General features: G+C 73.0%; 17 protein-coding genes, 3 tRNA genes and 1 pseudogene. 8 read left to right on the plus strand and 13 right to left on the minus strand.

The window, feature by feature from the left end:
* Positions 1-2,901 carry a LuxR C-terminal-related transcriptional regulator gene (locus tag AB0F88_RS29595; RefSeq protein WP_362691145.1) on the plus strand — a complete coding sequence of 967 codons (2,901 nt, stop codon included), beginning with the start codon at positions 1-3 and terminating at the stop codon, positions 2,899-2,901.
* Here AB0F88_RS29595 and AB0F88_RS29600 read toward each other — a convergent pair.
* From AB0F88_RS29600 to AB0F88_RS29630, 7 genes are read right to left on the minus strand one after another with little or no spacing between them, the layout of a single operon-like run.
* The gene (locus tag AB0F88_RS29600; protein ID WP_362691148.1) at positions 2,812-4,641 is read right to left on the minus strand and encodes a radical SAM protein; all 1,830 of its coding nucleotides are present in this window, start codon (positions 4,639-4,641) and stop codon (positions 2,812-2,814) included. The two genes, AB0F88_RS29595 and AB0F88_RS29600, sit on opposite strands and share 90 nt — an antisense overlap.
* Positions 4,638-5,945, minus strand: a complete 1,308-nt coding sequence (locus tag AB0F88_RS29605) for a polysaccharide pyruvyl transferase family protein (protein ID WP_362691151.1) — start codon at positions 5,943-5,945, stop codon at positions 4,638-4,640. Before AB0F88_RS29605 ends, AB0F88_RS29600 begins: the two co-directional genes overlap by 4 nt.
* A gap of 5 nt (positions 5,946-5,950) precedes the next feature.
* The gene (locus AB0F88_RS29610; protein WP_362691154.1) at positions 5,951-6,862 is read right to left on the minus strand and encodes a radical SAM protein; all 912 of its coding nucleotides are present in this window, start codon (positions 6,860-6,862) and stop codon (positions 5,951-5,953) included.
* Positions 6,863-6,869: 7 nt separating this feature from the next.
* Positions 6,870-8,120, minus strand: coding sequence for a DUF6365 family protein (locus AB0F88_RS29615; protein WP_362691157.1), 1,251 nt, complete (start codon positions 8,118-8,120; stop codon positions 6,870-6,872).
* Complete coding sequence (locus tag AB0F88_RS29620; protein ID WP_362691160.1) at positions 8,117-9,016, minus strand: sugar phosphate nucleotidyltransferase; 900 nt, start codon at positions 9,014-9,016, stop codon at positions 8,117-8,119. The genes AB0F88_RS29615 and AB0F88_RS29620 overlap by 4 nt, the downstream gene beginning before the upstream one ends.
* Positions 9,013-10,179: a radical SAM protein gene (locus tag AB0F88_RS29625; RefSeq protein ID WP_362691163.1), complete on the minus strand. Its 1,167-nt coding sequence runs from the start codon at positions 10,177-10,179 to the stop codon at positions 9,013-9,015. Before AB0F88_RS29625 ends, AB0F88_RS29620 begins: the two co-directional genes overlap by 4 nt.
* Positions 10,180-10,214: 35 nt before the next feature.
* Positions 10,215-10,439: a hypothetical protein gene (locus AB0F88_RS29630; protein ID WP_362691166.1), complete on the minus strand. Its 225-nt coding sequence runs from the start codon at positions 10,437-10,439 to the stop codon at positions 10,215-10,217.
* Positions 10,440-10,740: 301 nt separating this feature from the next.
* On the opposite strand from AB0F88_RS29630, the gene AB0F88_RS29635 reads away from it, so the two are divergent.
* The gene (locus tag AB0F88_RS29635; RefSeq protein ID WP_362691169.1) at positions 10,741-11,835 is read left to right on the plus strand and encodes a radical SAM protein; all 1,095 of its coding nucleotides are present in this window, start codon (positions 10,741-10,743) and stop codon (positions 11,833-11,835) included.
* Here AB0F88_RS29635 and AB0F88_RS29640 read toward each other — a convergent pair.
* The 3 genes and pseudogenes from AB0F88_RS29640 to AB0F88_RS29650 form a co-directional block, all read right to left on the minus strand.
* Positions 11,812-11,952: a hypothetical protein gene (locus AB0F88_RS29640; RefSeq protein WP_362691172.1), complete on the minus strand. Its 141-nt coding sequence runs from the start codon at positions 11,950-11,952 to the stop codon at positions 11,812-11,814. The two genes, AB0F88_RS29635 and AB0F88_RS29640, sit on opposite strands and share 24 nt — an antisense overlap.
* Before the next feature lie 3 nt (positions 11,953-11,955).
* A pseudogene (locus AB0F88_RS29645) lies at positions 11,956-12,012 on the minus strand (hypothetical protein); the annotation flags it as partial.
* The gene (locus tag AB0F88_RS29650; RefSeq protein WP_362691175.1) at positions 11,993-12,382 is read right to left on the minus strand and encodes an alpha/beta hydrolase fold domain-containing protein; all 390 of its coding nucleotides are present in this window, start codon (positions 12,380-12,382) and stop codon (positions 11,993-11,995) included. The gene AB0F88_RS29650 and the pseudogene AB0F88_RS29645, both read right to left, overlap by 20 nt.
* A gap of 469 nt (positions 12,383-12,851) precedes the next feature.
* Here AB0F88_RS29650 and AB0F88_RS29655 point away from each other — a divergent pair.
* From AB0F88_RS29655 to AB0F88_RS29665, 3 genes are all read left to right on the plus strand, one after another.
* Positions 12,852-12,923 (plus strand) — tRNA-Gly (locus AB0F88_RS29655).
* Between the two features lie 120 nt (positions 12,924-13,043).
* A tRNA-Pro gene (locus tag AB0F88_RS29660) sits at positions 13,044-13,116 on the plus strand.
* Between the two features lie 138 nt (positions 13,117-13,254).
* Positions 13,255-13,327 (plus strand) — tRNA-Leu (locus tag AB0F88_RS29665).
* Positions 13,328-13,391: 64 nt separating this feature from the next.
* On the opposite strand, the gene AB0F88_RS29670 is transcribed toward AB0F88_RS29665, so the two are convergent.
* Entirely contained in the window at positions 13,392-13,895 is a 504-nt protein-coding gene (locus AB0F88_RS29670; protein ID WP_362691178.1) for an NUDIX domain-containing protein, read from the minus strand.
* Positions 13,896-14,073: 178 nt separating this feature from the next.
* Entirely contained in the window at positions 14,074-14,364 is a 291-nt protein-coding gene (locus tag AB0F88_RS29675) for a hypothetical protein (RefSeq protein ID WP_362691181.1), read from the minus strand.
* 246 nt (positions 14,365-14,610) lie between these two features.
* On the opposite strand from AB0F88_RS29675, the gene AB0F88_RS29680 reads away from it, so the two are divergent.
* Positions 14,611-15,573, plus strand: coding sequence for a 2-oxoglutarate and iron-dependent oxygenase domain-containing protein (locus AB0F88_RS29680; RefSeq protein ID WP_362691184.1), 963 nt, complete (start codon positions 14,611-14,613; stop codon positions 15,571-15,573).
* A 166-nt stretch (positions 15,574-15,739) separates the two neighbouring features.
* On the opposite strand, the gene AB0F88_RS29685 is transcribed toward AB0F88_RS29680, so the two are convergent.
* Positions 15,740-17,023 carry an ROK family transcriptional regulator gene (locus tag AB0F88_RS29685; protein ID WP_362691187.1) on the minus strand — a complete coding sequence of 428 codons (1,284 nt, stop codon included), beginning with the start codon at positions 17,021-17,023 and terminating at the stop codon, positions 15,740-15,742.
* A 242-nt stretch (positions 17,024-17,265) separates the two neighbouring features.
* On the opposite strand from AB0F88_RS29685, the gene AB0F88_RS29690 reads away from it, so the two are divergent.
* Both AB0F88_RS29690 and AB0F88_RS29695 read left to right on the plus strand, forming a co-directional pair.
* The gene (locus AB0F88_RS29690) at positions 17,266-18,579 is read left to right on the plus strand and encodes an ROK family transcriptional regulator (RefSeq protein ID WP_362691190.1); all 1,314 of its coding nucleotides are present in this window, start codon (positions 17,266-17,268) and stop codon (positions 18,577-18,579) included.
* A 231-nt stretch (positions 18,580-18,810) separates the two neighbouring features.
* On the plus strand, positions 18,811-19,016 hold a 206-nt coding region (locus tag AB0F88_RS29695), incomplete at its 3' end, for an ATP-binding cassette domain-containing protein (protein WP_362691193.1).

Consider the following 19,016-nt stretch of genomic DNA (forward strand, 5'->3'; position numbering starts at 1 on the left):
GTGGGCGGCGACCTGCCCCGGGACTGGTCCGGCGACCTCGTCGGCCGCGACGCCGAACTCGCCGGCCTGCGCGACCTGTTCGGTTCGGCGCGGCTGGTCACGCTCACCGGCGCTCCGGGGGTCGGCAAGACCCGGATGGCACACGCGTACACCCGCGCCTGGGCCGACGCCTATCCGGGCGGCGTCTGGTTCCGCGACCTGGCCGCCGGTTTCGACGGCCCCGCCGCCACCGCCCCCGTTCCCCCCGGCCCCGCGGGCGGTCCCGGAAGGGGCGGTCCCGGAGGGTCCGGCCTCGCGGATCTCGGCGTCGTCCCCGGCGAGGGACCCTCGCTGCTCGTGCTCGACACCTGCGAGCGCGTCGCCGACCGGTGCGCCGTGATCGTCCCGGAGCTGCTCGGCACCCACCCGGGGCTCGGCGTGCTGGCCACGAGCAGGGAGCCGCTGGGCGTCCCCGGCGAGGTGACCTGCCGCCTCGCCCCGCTGGACGCGGTGCCGTCCGCCCGCCTGTTCGCCGAGCGCGCCGCCGCGCAGGGGCGGCCCGCCACCCCGGAGACCGCGGACGCGGTGCGGGAGATCTGCCGCCGCCTCGACGGCCTGCCGCTGGCCGTCGAGCTGGCCGCGGCCCGCTCCGTCATGCTGTCGCCGGCGCAGATCGCCGAGCGGCTCGACGACCCGCTCCGGCTGCTGGCCGGAGGGAACCGCACCGCCCATCCCAGGCACAGGTCGCTGGAGGCGGCGATCGGCTGGAGCCACGAGATGCTGCCCGGCGGCGAGCGGCTGCTGCTGCGCAGGCTCGCGGTGTTCGAGGACGGGTTCGTCATCGACGATGTGGAGGGGGTCTGCGCGGGCGCGGGCATCGGGCCGGACGCCGTCGTCGACCTGCTGGCCATGCTCGTGTCCAGGTCCCTCGTCGAGTGCGACACCGGCGGCGCCGTGACCCGCTACCGGCTGCTGCGGGTCGTGCGCGCCTACGCCCGGCAGGAACTGCGTGCCGGAGACGAGACCGAGACCGTGCGGGCGCGCCACGCCGAGTACTACGCGGCACTGGCCGAGCGGGCGGCGGAGGCGCTCGCCACGGGCGCCGCCGCGCCGCACCTGGAACGCGTCGAGGCCGCCTACGCCAACATGCGGGCGGTGCTGCGCTGGTGCGTGTCCGGAGGACCGACGACGGTCGGGGCGCGGCTGGCGAGCGCGCTGGAGACGTACTGGATCCTGCGGGGCCGCCCGCGCGAGGGGCGCGGCTGGATCGCCTCGCTGGTCTCCGCGGGCGGCGTGGTCCGCGCGGAGGTGCTGGCCGCCGCGGAGCTGAGCGGCGCGGTGCTCTCCTGCGCCCTGGGCGAGTACGCCGACGCCACGGACGCCTGCCGCCGGGCGCTGGCCATGTTCCGCGAGCTGGGGGACGAGGCCGGGCAGACGCGGGCGCTGGCGGTGCTGGCGGGCCTGCGGACGATGGGCGAGCCCGCGTCGGCGGGCCGCACCCTCACCGAGCTCGCCGCCCGGGGCACGGCCCCGATGGGCCACGCGTGGAGCGGCGTGCCCCTCTTCCTGCTCGGCCGCGCCCTTCTCGCCTCCGGCGACCTCGCCGGGGCCCGCGCGGCCCTGGAGCGGTGCGTCGCCGTCGGCCGCAGGCGCGGCTCGGAACTGAACCTGGAGATGGGCCTGCTCGCCCTGGCGCAGGTGGCCGTCTACCAGGGCGCGTACGCGGAGGCGGAGAGCGCGCTCGGCCAGAGTCTGGCCGCCGCCGACCGGATGGGCGACGTCTGGGGGAGGGCCGCGGTGCTCAGGGGGCTGGGGGAGGTGGCCGCCTGTCGCGGCCACTACGGACCGGCCAGGGAGCGGCTCGCCGAGGCGGTCCGCATCGCCCGCTCCGCGGACTCCCCGCCGCTGCTCGGGGACTGCCTCGACACGCTCGGCAGGATGCTGCTCGACGTCGGCGAGTACGAGGCGGCGCGGGAGGTGTTCTCGGAGGTCGTCGAGGTGGGCGAGCGGACCGCCGCCCGGCTGGCGGCCATGGGGCTGGCCGGGCTGGGCACCGCGATCCTGGGCTCCGGCGGTGCCTCCGCGGCCTCCGCGGCCCTCACCTTCGCCGAGGAGGCCATGGCGCGCGCCCGGGAGACCGACGACCGTCCGCTCGCCTGGCGATGCCTGTTCACCCTCGGCAGCGTCACCCGGCGCGACGATCCGTCCCGTGCCGCCTCCGCGCACCACGCGGCGCTGCGGACCGGAGCCGCCATGGGGCTGCGGGCCCAGACGGCCGACTCGCTGGAGGCCATGGCCGGGCTCGCGGCCGGGCACCGCCGCCACGAGCACGCCGCCAGGCTGTTCGGCGCGGCCCAGTCGCTGCGCGACCGGCTGGGGCTGTCGCGGCCCCCGGCGGTGGCGCCGCAGCACGAGGCGGACCTGGCAGGGGTGCGGGCCGCGCTGGGCGCCGGCGGGTTCGCCGCCCTGTGGGAGGAAGGCGCCGGGCTGGACGTCGGCCAGGCCGTCACCTACGCGGGGCGGGGCCGGGGGCCGCGGAGGGAGGGGGTCGGCTGGGCGGCTCTGACCAGGGCCGAGCGCCAGGTGGCCCTGCTGGCGTCCGGCGGGATGACCAACCGCGAGATCGGCGCGAAGCTGTTCGTGTCGCCCCGCACGGTGCAGGCCCAGCTGTCCAGCGTGTTCGCCAAGCTGGGCCTGTCCTCGCGCAGGGATCTGGCCCGCGAGTACGACTCGCGGGCCAGATCCCTGCGCGGCCGGGACCCCGGCCGGGACCCCGGCTGGAACCCCGGCTGGAACCCCGGCCGGGACACCGACTGGGACCCCGGCCAAGACTCAATCCTCCCCGCGCAGCGTGACGACCCCGGTGGCGTGCAGGATCCTGAAGGCGGAGTCACACACCTCACGGGTCAGCTCGGTGGCTGAGCCCGCCCGCGTCTTGTCCCGCCACTCGCCGACCGTGATCCCCGGGGCCGCCGCCTCGAAGGCCGCCAGCAGCGGCCCGCCCAGCGGGTAGCCCACGGTGCCGCCCCGGGGGAACAGGTAGCCCTGCCGCTCGCGGGCCAGCGCGTCGAAGGTCAGCGTGAAGTCGCGCAGCAGCAGGTGGACGGGGTGGTCGGCCCAGTGGACGGCGTCCGGCGTGACGCCCTTGACGAGCGCGTCGTCGGTGAGCCCCGGCGGGTCCTGCGCGGTCGTCGCCCGCTGGGCGCGGACCGCGGCGTCCCAGGCGAGCCCGTCGAGCAGCAGGCTCCTCACCTCGGGCGGCAGGTCCGCCTCCTCGACACGCGGCACCGGGTCGGCCCCCGAGCCCAGGTCGAGGCGCTCGGCCCAGGCCGCGACGTCGCAGTCCGGGACCGCGATGAGGCAGCGCAGCAGCGTGGGCGCGGCGTCCTGCAGCGCCTCGACCCGCCCGGCGAAGACCATCGCCCGCTGGTAGTCCTCGGCGCTGAAACCACGCGACCGGACGACGAGCGGCGGCTGGAAGTCGAGGAACTCGATCCCGTACTGCTCCGCGTACTCGAAGAAGTCGGTCCCCGGGAAGGCCATCAACGGTGCGAAGTGCACCTTCTCCACGCCGCTCTCGTAGGCGAACCGTATGCTGTCGCGAACCTTGTCCGCGTTGTCGCCCGGCATGCCGATGATGATGTCCGCGGCCAGGGCGTGGTTGTGGTGGCGGCGGATGAGGGAGGCGGCCTGGGCGAACCGCCCCCGGTCGAACCTGCGGGCCGCCAGTTGCAGGGTGTCGGCGTCCGACGACTGGATGCCCAGGGTGATCACGCGGCACCCGGCGCGGTTCATCGCCCGCACGTAGTCGAGGTCGACGTGCTTGACGTCCGGGTAGACGTCCACCACCGTCCCCCGGTTGTGCTCGGCGACGATCTCGAAGATCTCCATGGCCCGGTGCCGCGAGATGCCCAGGTGCGCGTCGCACATCCGCAGGTAGGGGATGCCCCCGTCCAGCAGGTAGGCCAGCTCGCGCTCGATCCGCTCCATGGGGAACGCGCGGAGCTTGGGAGCGCTGTAGAGACAGAACTTGCACTTCTGCCGGCACCCCCGGCCCGTCTCGTACGCCAGGACCGCGTCGGGCCTGCGCCGCAGGATCGGTTCCAGGGGGAGCCTGTCGGCGGTGAAGACCAGCGGCAGCGCGCCCAGGTCGACGTCGGGCGGGTCGTCGTTGTGCACGGGCTCGCCGCCGTCCCGCCGGGTGACGCCCGCCACCGCGCCCAGGTCGCCGTCCCGCGCCAGGGTCTCCAGCAGCTGCGGGTACGCCTCCTCGGCCTCGCCGCGCAGCACCAGGTCCAGCCACGGGTACTCGCGCAGCAGGTGGGCGGCCATCCGCCGGGAGTTGGCCTGGGCGCCGCCCCACACGACGCGGCAGTCCGGCAGGTGCCGCTTGACGATGCGCCCCATCCGGGTGAACTCGTCGTGGTTCCACACGAACGCGGAGAAGGCGATCACATCCGGCCGGTAGTCGAACAGCCGCGCCATGAACGCGTTGTAGTGCCCCAGATAGTCCTCGGCCAGGCTGCCCACGTCCTCGTGGAACCAGACCCGGTGCTCGACCTCCGACGCGGGGACCCGCTCGGCCACGGCCGCCCGGATCAGCTCCACCCCCAGCGAGAACCCGTCGTCGTTGGAGTAGACGAGTACGGCCTTCAGGGTCATGACGATCTCCCCAGTGTCACTCTCGGCCGAGCGGAGCGCAGCCCCTCGGCGAGCCGGTCGAAGGCCGCCGTCGCCCGCGCGTGCGTGTCCCGGTAGGCGTCCGCCTCGATCGGGTCGTCGTCCAGCGCGCGCTCCACGATCCCGAGGAGGTCCTCGGCGGGATGCGTGCCGCGGTGCGTCCAGTAGCGGTGCGCCATGCCCAGCCCGGCGGTGAGCTCGTGCAGCTTGCTCGTGCCGTTGCGGCGGCTCCAGAAGGGATCGACCGCCACGAACGGGGTCGCGCCGCGCAGCGCGAGGATCGCGCTGTGGTAGCGGGAGACGAGGACGAGGTCGCAGCGGGCGAAGGCCTCGGTGAGCTCGCCGGCCCCGGTGGACGCGCCGGACACGCCGCCGCCGGAGACGCCGGGGAGGCGGAGCTCCCGGACGCGGGCCCGCGGCACCGCCCGGGCGAACCTGGCGCCGGCCTCCTCGTCGCCGTAGATGTTGGGCACCGTGATGAACTCGATGTCGGCGAAGGCGGCCAGCTCGATCAGGGTGAGGCCCAGCTCCGTCACGAATCCCAGCGACGCGGCGCGCTCCCCGGGTTCCGACGCCTCGGCCATGACCTGCTCCGGCGGCACGCACAACGCCGGGTCGGCCGCGCCGCGCGCGGCGAGATCGCGGCCGACGAGGTGGGTGACCAGCTGCGAGGTCACCCCCGGGGCGCCGACGGCGACGCCGATCAGCGGACGGCGGCGCCGCCCGGTTCCGGCGGACCGGGCGGACCGGGCGGCCCGGGCCGCCCGGGGCTCCAGCGGCTCCAGGGCGAAGGCCGGGTCGGGGACGACCGCCGTGCCCGGCACGCCGGTCGCGTCGTCCATCCGCCGGGCGGCGGCCTCGCCGCGCACGGTCAGGTGGTCGATCCGCTCCCGGACCGCCCCCAGGTAGCCGCGCCAGTCGTCACGCGCGGGCGCCGGGGTGCCGTCCTGCAGGCCCACGCCGTGCCAGGCGACCCACACGCCGGGATCGAACGCCCCCGGGTCGGGTCCCAGGCAGAACACCTGCATGATCGGGTGCCGGAACGGCGGGCCGCTCCACAGGCCGCCCGCCATCACGACGGCGTCGAACGAGCCCGCGCCGGGCCAGCGCCCGTCCCGGTCCACCCGGAGCGGCGCGGGGCCGGCCCCGGTGCTCCACGGGCAGAAGTGCCGGAAGGTGGCGTCCGGCAGGCGGCGTGACAGCTGGGCCTCGGTCACCGCCGCCAGCAGCCGGTCGCCGACGTTGGGCAGGCTGCCGCCCGCCCAGATCGCGATTCGCCGGGACACCCCGGTCACCCGCCGATGGGGGACGGCCGGCGCAGGCCGAACTCTTCCCAGCCGCGGCGCTCGGCGTACTCGTTGTAGACGCCGCCGCACTGCGCCCGCAGCGGGCAGCCGTCGCAGGGCGGCCCGTACGAGCGCATCTCATCGTCCATGAACGCGTCGTAGTCGTCCACGACGCTGCCCTGGTACATCATCCGGATCGAGCGCGTCCCGTCCTCGATGGCCAGCTCCTCGTGCGGCGCGACCACGCACAGCGGGAAGCCCTCCAGCGTCAGCCGCGCCGGCGACGCGAGCATCATCTCGATCACCGGCAGCAGGTGCGTCCGGGTCTCGGCGACCGTGGGCGCCTGCATGTCCAGGGCGAAGAAGCCGCTGCCCACCGGGTGCAGGTTGGAGATGTTGACGTGGTCGACCCCCAGGTCGACGCAGAGCTTGCAGATGTCCATCAGCCGGCCCATGTTGAGCCGGGTGATGACGGTGTTGGTCCGCACCGCGACGCCCGACCGCTTGGCGTTGCGGATGCCCTCGATCGTCTCGTCGAACCCGCCCGGCGTCTGCGTCAGGCAGTCCTGGACGACCGCGGTGGAGCCGTGCAGCGAGACCACGAACAGCTCGACCCCGTTGTCGGCGAGGCGCTGGGTGAACTCCGGGTCCCTCAGCCGCCGCGCGTTGGTCTGGATCTCCACGCGCGGGTACTCCAGCAGCCTGATCGTGCGCAGCAGGTCGAACAGGCGGGGGTGGATCGTCGGCTCCCCGCCGTGCAGGTTCACCGACGCGTAGCCCTGGCCGGAGTTCTCGACGAGGAAGCGGATCAGGTCCTCGTACACCACGCTGTCGGACTTCGCCAGCGGCGACCCCACGACGCAGAAGCCGCACTTCTCGTTGCACAGGTCGGTCACGTGCATGCTCAGCTGTTTCATGTCCACCTCACACCAGGCCCAGGCGGCTCGCCGCCGAGGCGAAGACCTCGGGGGTGCCGGGATGATCGGTCAGCTTCTCCAGGTACGCGGCCCGCTCACGCGCCAGATCGTCCTGGACCCCGCGGTCGTACAGCACCCCGTGCAGCGCCGACAGCACGGCGGGCTCGTCGAGCAGCTCGGCGTGGGCGAACGTCGACGTGTAGGGGTTGTTCGCCAGGATGGGGTCGAGGAAGCCGTGGAACCCCAGCGGCCACATCCGGAACGGATACATGGGCAGGGTCCGCGACAGCCACGACCGCACGTCCTCCGACAGGCCGCCCAGCTCCGCCTCCACCCGGTCGATGTCCGGCTTGTCCGGTACGTCGAACCTGTTGGTCAGCACGAGCCCGGGGATGTCGGACAGCACCGCCCTGGCCAGGGTGGTGGCGGGCAGGTTGAGCGTGAGGACCAGGTCGACCGAGCCCAGCAGCACGTTGAACCGGTGCGGCGAGCACGCCGGGATGACGTGCGCGCGGTCGGCCAGCCCCGCCAGCACCTGCGGCACGCTGCCCACGAACACGAAGCGGGCACTGGGCGGCAGCTGCCGCAGGTAGTGCACCATCAGCTCGGGGACCTGCGCGGCCATCTGGTCGCCGTTCTCGTCGGAGTACTTGTCCTGCTGCCACCCGGCCACCGCGAGCAGCACCATCCGGTCCTCCTGTGCCATGCCGAACGTCTCGCGCAGGTGGTGGCGGGTGCGGCGGCTGACCCGCTCGTTGCCCTCCCACAGCCGGAACGGGTACGCGCCGGGCTCCGGTTCGAGGTGGCAGATCGGGGCCGGGCGCAGGTGGGCGGGCATGTCCATGATCTTCCGGCTGACGTTCATCGACTTGCCGTGGAAGACGTCCACCGCGAAGTCGGTGCCGGCCCACTCCCAGATGTCGATCGGCATGATCGGCAGGCCGTACCGCTCGATGAACCACGGGTCGACGCCGTAGCGCTTGGGGAACACGCCGCAGTAGGTGAAGTAGTCGGACAGGATGATCGCGTCCGGCCGGAACTCGCGGACCGTCTCGTCCACCAGCAGCGTCGCGAACGCGCGCATCGAGTTGTCGAGCACCAGGTACGGGAACCCGCTGCCGCGCAGCAGCCTCTCCGACATGGGCTCGACGATGAAGAAGCACTCGATCCCGGCCGGCTTGAGCTGGCGGGCCAGCGACATGCCGATGAGCGTCTCGCCGTACCCGGCGCTGCTCATCGCGAAGAACAGGAGTCTCACGGGCTCACCGCCAGAAGCGAGGGACCCTCCAGGGACCGGCGGACGCCGAACGGCGTGCCGACGTCCTGGAACGTGCCGCCGGGGAACTCGGCCGCCCGGACCCGCAGGCCGCCCCGGACCGCCAGGTCGAAGTAGTGGCCGAGCACCGGCTCACCCGCGGGACCGCCCGCGATACCGCTCACCGGGCCGTCGGCGGCGCCGATCACCGGGCCGTTCGCCGGGCCGTTCGCCGGGCCGTTCGCGGTGCCGTTCGCGGTGCCGATCACCGGGCCGTTCGCCGGGCCCCGGCCGAGGTCCCGGAGCAGCTCCTCGTGCAGGAGCCTCGCGAAGGCGTCCCCCCAGACCGCCGCGCCCCAGGTGTTCATGACAGGCGGGTCGGCGGGCTTGTCGAAGACCCGGTGCACGCGGTCCCCGCGCACGACCACCGGGCCCAGCCGGTGCGCGTCGGGCGTGGGGAAGACCGCGAGCGCGAGGTCCGCGCCCGTCCGCTCGTAGACGCCGACCAGCCGCGACAGCGCGTCGGACGGGGTGAAGATCGTGTCGGGCATGACGAACACGACGTCGCGTCCCCTGGTCCACCCGTGGGCCAGGTCGAGCGCGCAGGCCAGGCCGCGCGCCTCCTCCTGGAAGAGGTAGGCGACGTCGACGCCGAGGTGGCGCCCGTCCCCGATGTAGGAGACGACCTCCAGCTTCCAGGGGGCCACCACCAGGATCGCGCTGGCGACCCCCGCCCCCGCCAGCGACTCCAGCGCGTACTCCGCGACGGGACGCAGCCGGGCGCCGCCCTCGGCGGGCTCGTACACGATGGGCAGCAGTTCCTTGGGGTAGCGGAGCGGGGCCATCCGGGTGCCCCGGCCGGCGGCGGGTACGAGTCCGACGAGGTTCGTGCTCGTCACATGCCACTCCTTACTGGTTGGGGAGCGTCGATCAGCGGCAGCGGGACACCGACCACGGACCCGGTGGCACCGGGCGCGGGCAGGACGGGACCGGGCAGATCTGGACCGGTCAGGGGGAGGCCGGGCAGTCCGGGGCCCGCCGGGCCGCCGGGCGCGGGCCGCCGCGGGTCCGGCGCCCGCTCGCCAAACCGGACCAGCCGGACGGCGTCGATCAGCTCGCGCTGGAACGGGTCGGCGGCGATCTCGCGCAGCCTGGCCCGCCCGTCGAGCGAGCGGAGCAGCTTGTAACAGAGGTCGCAGCCGTTGGTGAAGTTCGTCCCCTTGAACAGCTTGCGCACCGCGGGGGAGGACGCGACCATCCGTGCCACGCCCTGCGGCCCGTACACGCGCAGGAACTGGTACTCGTAGTTGTGGTCGGCGTCGTCGAGGATCTCCCGGAACGACTTCTCATGCAGGTTGCCCATGAAGTAGGCCAGGTCCGACAGCGTGACGTAGGCCCCGGCCTTGCCGATGTGGCAGGCCGACAGGTCGCCGTTCGGATTGATCAGCGGGGTCTCCAGATAGCAGGAGGCCGAGAAGTTCTCCGGGTCGGGGGGGACGCCCACCTGGTGGGCCGTCTTGATGAACGGCGTGGGGATCACCCGGTCCACGTGCACTCGCACCCGGTCCTCGAAGCGCCGGTACAGGCTCCGGATCTGCTCCTCCTCGTGGTCCTCCGCGATGGTGATGCACAGGCTGATCTCCGGGATCTCCCGGGCGATGGCCCCTTCGATCACGTTGACCACGTGCTGGGTGGGCACGCGTTCCTGGTGGTAGACGTCGGTGCTGAGGAACAGCCGGGTCAGGCCGGGCAACTGCCCGAGGATCTTGTCCACCGCGGCGGGCGAGCGTCCCCAGAAGCTGCTGGTGAACACCGAGATCCGCGGTGCGCCGGGATGGCCGGCGGCGGCCCCGACCCCGGACTTGAGCATCCGGAACCGTTGGAAGGGCTCGCCGCCGGTGAAGATGATCTCCGGGATGCCGCTGTCGCACGCCTGTGCCACCCAGCGCCCGATGTCGTCCGCGGTCGGCTGGCGGTCCCGCGTGGAGCCGGTGAAACCGCAGTGCCGGCAGCCTACGGTGCAGATCTCGGTGACGCTGACCAGTATCGAGTTGAAGTGCACGACACCCCCTGGAGAGCTAGTAGTGGCCGCGCGGTTTAGTAGTAGCCACCACCACCGGGCTCCTTGACGGGAACCGTGTGCGCCTGGACGGCGGGCTGGAGCAGGCCGGCACCGGCCAGTTCCTTGATCTGGTCGATCTGGTCGGCGCCGAGGCTGTACTCGGTGGCGACCGACTCGGGGTTGCTGAGCAGCTGCTCGGCGAACGCCGGGTCGGATGCGGCGCGCTGCACGAGATCGCGGACGCGTGGAGACTCGCTCATTGGTCCCTCCCATGGGACGGGGTTCCGTGGGCCGGTCGGGCTTCCCACGTGATCAAGCTACGAATCCGGCGCTTCCCGAACCACCGCCTGGCAGGCGTATTCCGGACCGGACGGGAGACGGAGGGACCGGTGCCGGACGGCCGATCGCCGCGCCCCCGCGGACAGGACGGCGCGGGCCTCGGCCTACGCGTACGGCCGACCGGCCTAGATTTCCGCGGGAACGGCGTAAGCGGCCGCGCGGGGTGGCCCGTCCGTCCCGCCGGGCGACCGCCGCGCGGCGCGGGCGGCGTACCGTCGGGGCATGCTCAGGCTCGGCGAGCTCGACGCCCTGCGGCGGCGACGCGGCAGGTCGGCGCTGCTCCTCATCACCGACCGCTGCCCCGTCGGCTGCGCCCACTGCTCGGTCGACTCCCGCACCGACGGCCCTCGCATCACCGACCACGCCCTCTTCGAGGAGATGGTCGAGGGGCTCTGCGCGGACGAGGACCTGCGGGTCGTCGGCGTCTCCGGCGGGGAGCCGTTCACGGAGCGGCGCGGGCTCACCTACGCCGCCCGGAGGATCCACGAGTCGGGCAAGGCGCTCGTCCCCTACACCAGCGGTCACTGGGGGTCCGGGGGAGATCCCCCCGGATGGATCCGGTCCGTCCTGGGCATGTCGGCCTGCGTCGTCCTGGGCGTCGACGCCCACCACACGAGCCCGCGCGCCGCCGTGGCCGCCGCGGCCCGGGCCGTCGCGGACGCGGGCGCGTGGCTCGTCGCCCAGGTGCTGGACGACCCCGCCCAGATCGAGGACGCGCGCGATCTCCTCGAAGGCGCGCTGGGGGCCGGATGGCCCGACCGGGCCGAGATCCACCCGGTCGCGCCCCTGCCGTACGGCCGCGCCCGGGGCCTGTTCCCCGCTCCCCGCCGCGTGACCGGCGAGCGGCTGGGCCGATGCGCGATCGCGCACACCCCGACGGTCCGCTACGACGGGCGGATCTCGGCCTGCTGCGACGAGAACGTCATCATGGGGGCCGGGCCCCCGGACCTGCATCGCCTGGCCGGCGACCGCGAGGGCGTGCGCCGTGCGCTCGCCGACCTCGCCGCCGACCCGTTCCTCGCGGTGCTGGGCTCACTGGGCACCGGAGCGCTGACCGCGCTGCCTCGCTACCGTGACCTCGCCCGCCGGGAGTTCTCCGGCATCTGCGGGATCTGCCGGCACATGCTGAGGCGCGCCGGCGGCGAGCGCGACCCGCTCCTGCGCGCGCTGGCGCTGATCCCGCCGCCCGGCTCCCCGGCGGCCTCGCCGTCAGGCCCTCCGGAGGTCGCGCCGGCGGGGTGGTCCCCGGCTGCCGCGGAGACGCGGGCCTCGCCGCCGCGGGCGGGCGGGCCGTCAGCCGAACAGGGCCCTGCGTAGCGCGACCACCCGCTCGGCGGCGGCGCGGCGGCTGATCTCCGCCTCGGGGATCATCGCGTCGAAGCCGTGGAAGGCCCCCGGGTGGAGGTGGAACTCGGTGGAGACGCCCGCCCGCACCAGTCGCAGGGCGTAGTCGAAGCACTCGTCCCTGAAGACCTCAAGCTCGCCGACGTCGATGTACGCCGGGGCAGGCCCGACAGGTCGGCCGCCCTGGCCGGGGCCGCGTACGGGGAGACGTCGTCGCCGCCCGCCCGCCCGGCAGCGCCTTCCAGCCCAGCCGGTTCGCCGCCCGGTTCCACACGATCGCCTCGACGAACTCGTGGCTGGAGGGTGAGGTGTTGCGGTCGTCCAGCATCGGGCAGATCAGGAGCTGGAACGCCAGGGCCGGGCCGCCGCGGTCGCGCGCGAGCAACGCGGTTCCCGCGGCGAGGCCGCCTCCCGCGCTGATCCCGCTCACCGCGAGGCGCTCGGGGTCGATGCCCAGCTCGGCCGCCCCGGACCCGTGGCGCGAAGGCCGCCGAGACGGGCCGAGCCCATCCGAATCCATCCGAGCCGATCCGGCATGACCACGACCGGTGAATTCCGCATCGGTCCCGAGAAACGCCGTCGACGGAAAGGGAGGATAAAACCATTGGCGTAGGAGGCCGCCTTTGCCCTTCAATGGAGAAAGGCAGGAGCACCCGCTCCGCACTTCGGAGAGGAACGACGGTGAATTACGGCGCATCACCGGTGTGGCAGGGAGGGCTTGAGGCGTTCCCGCTGCTCGACGGCAGTGCTCTGGCCCCCGGACGGCCAGGTGGATGACCCTCGCGAGGGAAACCGCCGAGCCGCCCGAGACACCGGTCCAGGCGGCTTCTTCATTTCCGGAACCAGACGACACCGCTTTGACCACCGCGGGCGGGAGCCTGTCTCCCGCTTTCGACAAATCCACAGTGCAGCACGTTGAACGCGAATTCTTTCACGCACTCTCCCCGGAGGGCACGAAAGGATTCACCCCGGGAGATTCCCGGAGACACGCCGCAGAGGCCGAATCGGTAAGGCAGCCGGCTTCCACCCGGCAGGACGGGGTTCGAACCCCCGCTGCGGCTCTGCCCTCGCGGGAGCGGGGCATGGGACTGGGACTCGGCGACGGGAGTGGCGACCCCCGCCCGGTCGGCAGGACCGCGGCGCGTCCGGTACGGCCCACGCCAGCCGGGCCGGACGCGTGACGGGGCGTAGCTCAGCAGGAAGAGCATCCGGCCAGGGACCGGAAGGCCGCAGGTTCGAGCCCTGCCGTTCCGACGACACGAGCAGTACGGGGAAACGAGCGACACGAGCACGAGCAACAGCGAGACGAGCATGACGAGCGAGAGGAGAGCGGCACGGCGGCAGGAGCAGTACGACGACACCGTGACACCGGCGTGCCGTGAGGCACGCCCGGCCGCTCTGGCCCAACGGCAGAGGCGCCAGGTTCAGGACCTGGATGATCAGGGTTCGAATCCCTGGGGCGGCACGCGAGACGGTGACGGGCGGGTGCCCGATTACTCGGGCACCCGCCCGTCACCGCCGGCCCGGCGCTACTCGTGGTGGGGCCAGGGGAGCAGGATGGGCTCGGCGGGGAGGTCTCCGGCCAGGAAACCGGCCAGCAGGGTCCCCAGGCCGAGGGGAAAGACCGCCTCGCGGGTGGTCAGGAGGTCGTGCCGGGTCCACCAGCGGTGCGCCGAGATCACCGAGCGCTCCAGCTCCTCCTGTCCCGAGACGTCGACGGTGTGTTCGCCGACGCGCAGGAAGAAGAACGAGTCGACCGCGGCGACCCGGATGTCGCCGAACCAGGTGAGGCCGGAGGAACGGGCCACGACGGACCCCATGTGTTTTTCCGTGACCTCCAGTCCCGTCTCCTCGCGCAGTTCGCGGACCGCCGCGGTGACCAGCGTCTCACCGTCGTCCACTCCTCCGCCCGGCGTGATCCAGTAGTGCTCGACGGGCCACCGGGCGGGTGCGGGATAGCGGAACAGCAGGAGGCGCTCGTCGGCGTCGACCAGCAGGATCCGGGCGGTGGAACGTGAGATGGGGGCGGTCACGTCCCCGATCGTAGAAGGGATCGCTCAGCCCTGCCCTGCCCTGTCCCGGCCTCGCCTTCTCCTGCCCCCGACTCGCGGTGCGGCTTCTCGCGCACTCGTCCTCGGCGGGAGTTCGGCCCTTCGCGCGTGCCCGGCTTCAAGGAGAGCGTGCCGGTCCTCGGGGAGAGCGTGCCCGTCCTCAGGGAGAAAGGCGACGCGAGGTGTCCGCGACCAGCTGGAGCACGACCGGTGCGAGGTCAGGCCGTGCGCGCAGCATGTCCTCCAGGCGTACTCGCCAGGCCGCGGTCTCGGCCGGCCAGGCCTCCTCGCGTTGCAGGCGTAGCCGCGTCTCGGAAAGTCTCGTCTGGTGCGTGGTGCCGAGGGAACGCCCGAGCATGTCGCTGAGCCACCAGTAGACGTTGCCGTCGGCGGCGTTGACGAAGGTACGCGCGCCCTCCCAGGCCACGCGCGGATGGTGAACGACGTCCATGGCCGGACCGTACGCCCGGTCCCGCCGTTCCACAAGGGCCGGTGCGAGCGAGTGCCCGGCCGGGCGGACGCCGGTTCGGTCCGGGCCGGTCGGACCTGTCGGACTGGCAGGCCGAGCGGTACGCGACCCTGGACGACCCCGCCAGCTCCGACCTCGATCCCGCCACCGCTGGCGACGCCGCCTCAGACGCCGCAGCCTCGTGGCGACGGGTCGATGGGTGATGATGGGCAGGTGGAGCGGCTACCGGTGATCGATGTCAGCGCCCTGGTACGGGGCGGGTCCCACGCGGAACGCGAGCGGGTCGCCCGCGAGATGGAGCGGGCCTGCCGCGACACCGGGTTCTTCTACGTCTCCGGCCACGGGGTGCCGCCCTCGCTGCTCGAGCGCCTCGATACCGCCGCCCGCCGCTTCTTCTCGCTGCCTCCCGAGGTGAAGGCGGAGATCTCCATGGAGCGGGGAGGCCGTGCCTGGCGGGGGTTCTTCCCGGTGGGCGGCGAGCTCACCTCCGGCCGTCCCGACCTGAAGGAGGGCGTCTACTTCGGGTCCGAGCTGCCCGAGGACGACCCCCGCGCCCGGCTGCCGCTGCACGGCCGCAACCTGTTTCCCGCCCGGGTGCCCGAGCTGGGCGAGGCGGTCCTCGAATACCTCGACCGGCTCACCGATCTCGGGCAGTCGGTCATGCGTGGTGTCGCGCTCAGCCTGGGGCTCGCGGAGGACTACTTCGCCACCGGCTACACCGCCGACCCCACCGTCCTGTTCCGGATCTTCCACTACCCTCCGGCCCCGCCCGCCTCCGACGGGTGGGGGGTGGGTGAGCACACCGACTACGGCCTGCTCACCCTGCTGGCCCAGGACCGCAACGGGGGACTCCAGGTGCACGCCGGCCGCGGCTGGATCGAGGCCCCGCCGATCCCCGGCACCTTCGTGTGCAACATCGGCGACATGCTCGACAGGCTCACCGGCGGCTTCTACCGCTCGACCCCGCACCGGGTGCGCAACGTCAGCGGGAACGAGCGGCTGTCGTTCCCGTTCTTTTTCGACCCCGCCTGGGACGCGGAGGTGCCCCCGCTGCCCTCGCGGGAGGCCGCCGGCGGCGGCCGTGCCCGCTGGGACGGCCAGGACCTGCGCGCCTTCACCGGAACCTACGGTGAGTATCTGCTGGCCAAGGTCTCCAAGGTCTTCCCGCGGCTGCGGGAGGACGTGCTCTGAACCTTCCCCCGAAGAGGACCTGATCCGAAGAGGGTCGCTTTGAAGGGGACCGCTCCGAAGAGGATCGCTCTGAAGAGGGCCGTTCCGAAGGAGACCGCTCCGAGAGGGGGGCCGCTCCGAGAGGGGACCGCTCCGAGAGGGGACCGCTCCGAGAGGGCCGCGAGCCTCAGGCGCCCGAGGGCTGCGGCGCCGGCTTCATGATCGCGGTGGGGTCGTTGACGATCTGGTTGATCACCACGTTCGCGGCGCCCCGGGAGGCCGCGCCGAAGCCGTGGTCGGAGGCGACGAAACGACAGCGGGCCGCGGGGCCCGCGACGACCAGGCGCTCCAGCTCGGCCTGCGCGAAGGGGAGCATCCAGCCGGCCAGGGTGGCGAAGTAACCGCCCACGACGATCACGCGCGGGTTGAAGAGGTTGACCAGTATCGAGCCGCCGAGCCCGAGCCAGCGGCCGACCTCGGCGACCGCGACCAGCGTCTGCTTGTCGCCGGCGGCGAGGTCGCGGGCGATCTCGGCCACCCGCTCCTCGGGATCGGGCACCGGGCCGGAGCCGAGGCCGTACGCCCGCTCGGGGGTCGCCATGCGCACCAGCGCGGCCAGGCCGACCTTCGTCTCCCAGCAGCCGAAGCGTCCGCAGCCGCAGCGCCCGCCACTCGGGTCGACCGGCAGGTGCCCGACCTCGCCGGAGAAGCCGTCCGCCCCGCGCAGGAGCCTGCCGTCCACGATGATGCCGCCGCCCACGCCGACCTCGCCGGTGAGGTAGACCATGTCGGCCGTACCGGCCGCCACCCCGGAGGTGTATTCGGCGAGGGCGGCCAGGTTCGCGTCGTTGTCGACCGTCACCGGCACGCGCAGCGGGCCGAGGGTGGAGGACAGCCGGGCGGACAGCGGCACGTCGTGCCAGTCGAGGTTGGGGGCGAAGGCCACCACCCCGTGGTCGACGTCGACCAGGCCGGGGACCGCCACCCCGATGCCCGCCGGGGCGGCCCCGGCACGCGTCATCTCCTCGATGGCGTCGCGGGCCGTGAGGCCGAGTTCGCGGAGCGAGCGGCTGGGGCCGCTGCCGGCCGCGTCGAAGCCCAGGCGGCGGTCGACCAGGACGTTGCCTCCGAGGTCGACGCCGTGCACGGCGATGTAGTCGACGTTGAGCTCCAGCCCGAGGGCGCCGATGTGCGCGCCGTGCAGCGCCACCGCCCGCCGGGGGCGGCCGACCGCGCCCGCGTGGTCGACGCCCACCTCCTGGACCAGCCGCCGATCGAGGAGCTCGACCATCAGGTTGGAGACGGTGGCCCGGTGCAGGCCGGTGGCCTCCGCGATGTCGGAGCGGGAGGTGGACCCGTGCTCGCGCAGGTGGCGAAGGACCAGGGAGAGGTTCGTCCGGCGGAGCGAGGCGTGACCCGCGGCCTGGGGCGTGCCGCCCACCGTGCGGGCCTGGTGCTGCTCCTGGATCACGCGGTCACCTGGCTTTTATTTGTCTCGGATAGAAATTAATTGGATTTGTAACACAGAGATGTCCCGTCGCGCACCACGGACCCGATAACAACTCGATATCTGTCGTTCGTGTGACGTAATCGAGCAAACGGGCAGCCATGTTACGAAAACGTTACGTAGATCGAAACGTTTCGGACCTTGCGCCCCTGTCCGAACTGAGCCTTTAATTCGGCCAGTCATGCAAATTAATTGAGGGGAGTGGCGTGCACCGTAGCTGGACCGGCAGTCGCAACGGCGGTTCGACGAGCTCGAACAGGTCGGCCGGCACCCCCGCCGACCAGGCCACGGTGCGCCGGTCCAACCTGTCCCTGGTGCTGCGTCACGTCAGCGAGTACGGCCCGCGCTCCAGGTCGGTCGTCGCCATGGAGACCGGCCTGAACAAGACCACGGTCACCAGTCTCGTCAGCGAGCTGCAGGCCCGCGGCCTCCTCAAGGAGATCGGGCCGCAGCACGCGGGTGCCGTCGGCCGTCCCGGGCTGGCCCTCGCCCTGGACGGGGCCGGCGTCGGCGCCCTCGGCCTCGAGGTCAACGTCGACTACATCGCCGCCTTCGCCACCGACCTGGGCGGCCGGGTGCTGATCGACCGGCGGGTGAGCTTCGACGCCATGGGCTGCGACTCCGAGCGCTCCCTGACGGAGCTGGCCCGGGTGATAGGGGAGGCGATGGCCGAGCTCGACCTCCTGGAGGTCAGGATCGCCGGGATCACCGTGGCCGTCCCCGGTCTCGTCGACACCGCCACCGGCACCGTGGACGTCGCCCCCAACCTCGGCTGGTACGGCGTCCCCGTGGCGGAGTGGCTGGTCCGCGCCGGAGTGCCCCCGAACGTGCCGATCAGCGTGGACAACGACGCCAACCTGGCGGCCCTCGCCGAGTACACCTCCGGGGTGGCGGCCGGTACGGCCGATCTCGTCTACCTCACCGGCGAGGTGGGCATCGGCGGCGGCGTGATCTCGGGCGGGCGCCTGCTGAGCGGCGCCGACGGCTTCGCCGGCGAGGTGGGCCACGTCATGGTCGACCCCTCCGGCGAGCGCTGCGGCTGCGGCCGGATCGGCTGCTGGGAGACGAAGGTCGGCCTGGCGGCGCTGGTCAGGATGGCCACCCCCGACCACGCCTACGGCATGCACGACGGGGTGATGCGCGACCCGGAGGAGCGGCTGGCCGAGATCGAGCTGCGCTGGGCCGCGGGCGATCCCCGGGTCGACCTGGCCATCGGAGAGGTGGGCCGCTGGCTCGGGCGGGGCTCGGCCACGCTGGTCAACCTCTTCAACCCGCGCGTCATCGTCATCGGCGGCTACTTCGCCAAGCTCGCCGACCGGCTCATCCCGGTCGCGCAGGCGGAGCTGAAGCGGCTGGGCGTGGAGGGATCCGTCGCCCGCTGCGAGTTCGTCGCCTCCGATCTCGGTTTCGGCGCTGCCTCGCGCGGCGCCGCCGGGATCGTCACGGAGAGGGTGCTCTCCAACCCCACCGCCATCGATGTCCGCCTGGCGGCACCGGCACCCGAGAAGGAGCGCGAATGAGACGCCGTACCTCGTGAGAGCCCGGTACCGCCCCCCAAGCATCCCGTCCGTCCGACCGGAAAACCGGATTCGTGACGCCGTCGTTCACGCCGACCTCGGCGGCGCCACGCTGGTGCTGTCCGGCCCGGCCGGACGGGCGGGATCCCTTTTGGGAACTAAGTCCCTTTTGTCATAGAAGTTCGCAGCGAAATCCCATCGAGATTCTGTCGTGAAGATCCACGGAGGCCCCCCATGCCGGAGCCGTCAACCGACTCGGCACCCCTCCTCGTGATGCGAGGGATCGTCAAGCAGTTCCCCGGAGTGCGCGCCCTCGACGGCGTCGACCTGGAGGTCCGCGCCGGCGAGGTGCACTGCCTGCTCGGCCAGAACGGTGCCGGGAAGTCCACCCTGATCAAGACCCTGGCGGGCGCTCACCAGCCCGACGAGGGGACGATCAC

It is taken from the genome of Streptosporangium sp. NPDC023963, assembly GCF_040639135.1.
In the GTDB taxonomy this organism is placed as follows: domain Bacteria; phylum Actinomycetota; class Actinomycetes; order Streptosporangiales; family Streptosporangiaceae; genus Streptosporangium.

Bases quoted from the DNA above. Each gene is read 5' to 3' on its own strand.
- AB0F88_RS29600 (WP_362691148.1), bottom strand. From the start codon at position 4,641: ATGACCCTGAAGGCCGTACTCGTCTACTCCAACGACGACGGGTTCTCG.
- AB0F88_RS29610 (WP_362691154.1), bottom strand. From the start codon at position 6,862: ATGAAACAGCTGAGCATGCACGTGACCGACCTGTGCAACGAGAAGTGC.
- AB0F88_RS29630 (WP_362691166.1), bottom strand. From the start codon at position 10,439: ATGAGCGAGTCTCCACGCGTCCGCGATCTCGTGCAGCGCGCCGCATCC.
- AB0F88_RS29635 (WP_362691169.1), top strand. From the start codon at position 10,741: ATGCTCAGGCTCGGCGAGCTCGACGCCCTGCGGCGGCGACGCGGCAGG.
- AB0F88_RS29650 (WP_362691175.1), bottom strand. From the start codon at position 12,382: ATGGATTCGGATGGGCTCGGCCCGTCTCGGCGGCCTTCGCGCCACGGG.
- AB0F88_RS29675 (WP_362691181.1), bottom strand. From the start codon at position 14,364: ATGGACGTCGTTCACCATCCGCGCGTGGCCTGGGAGGGCGCGCGTACC.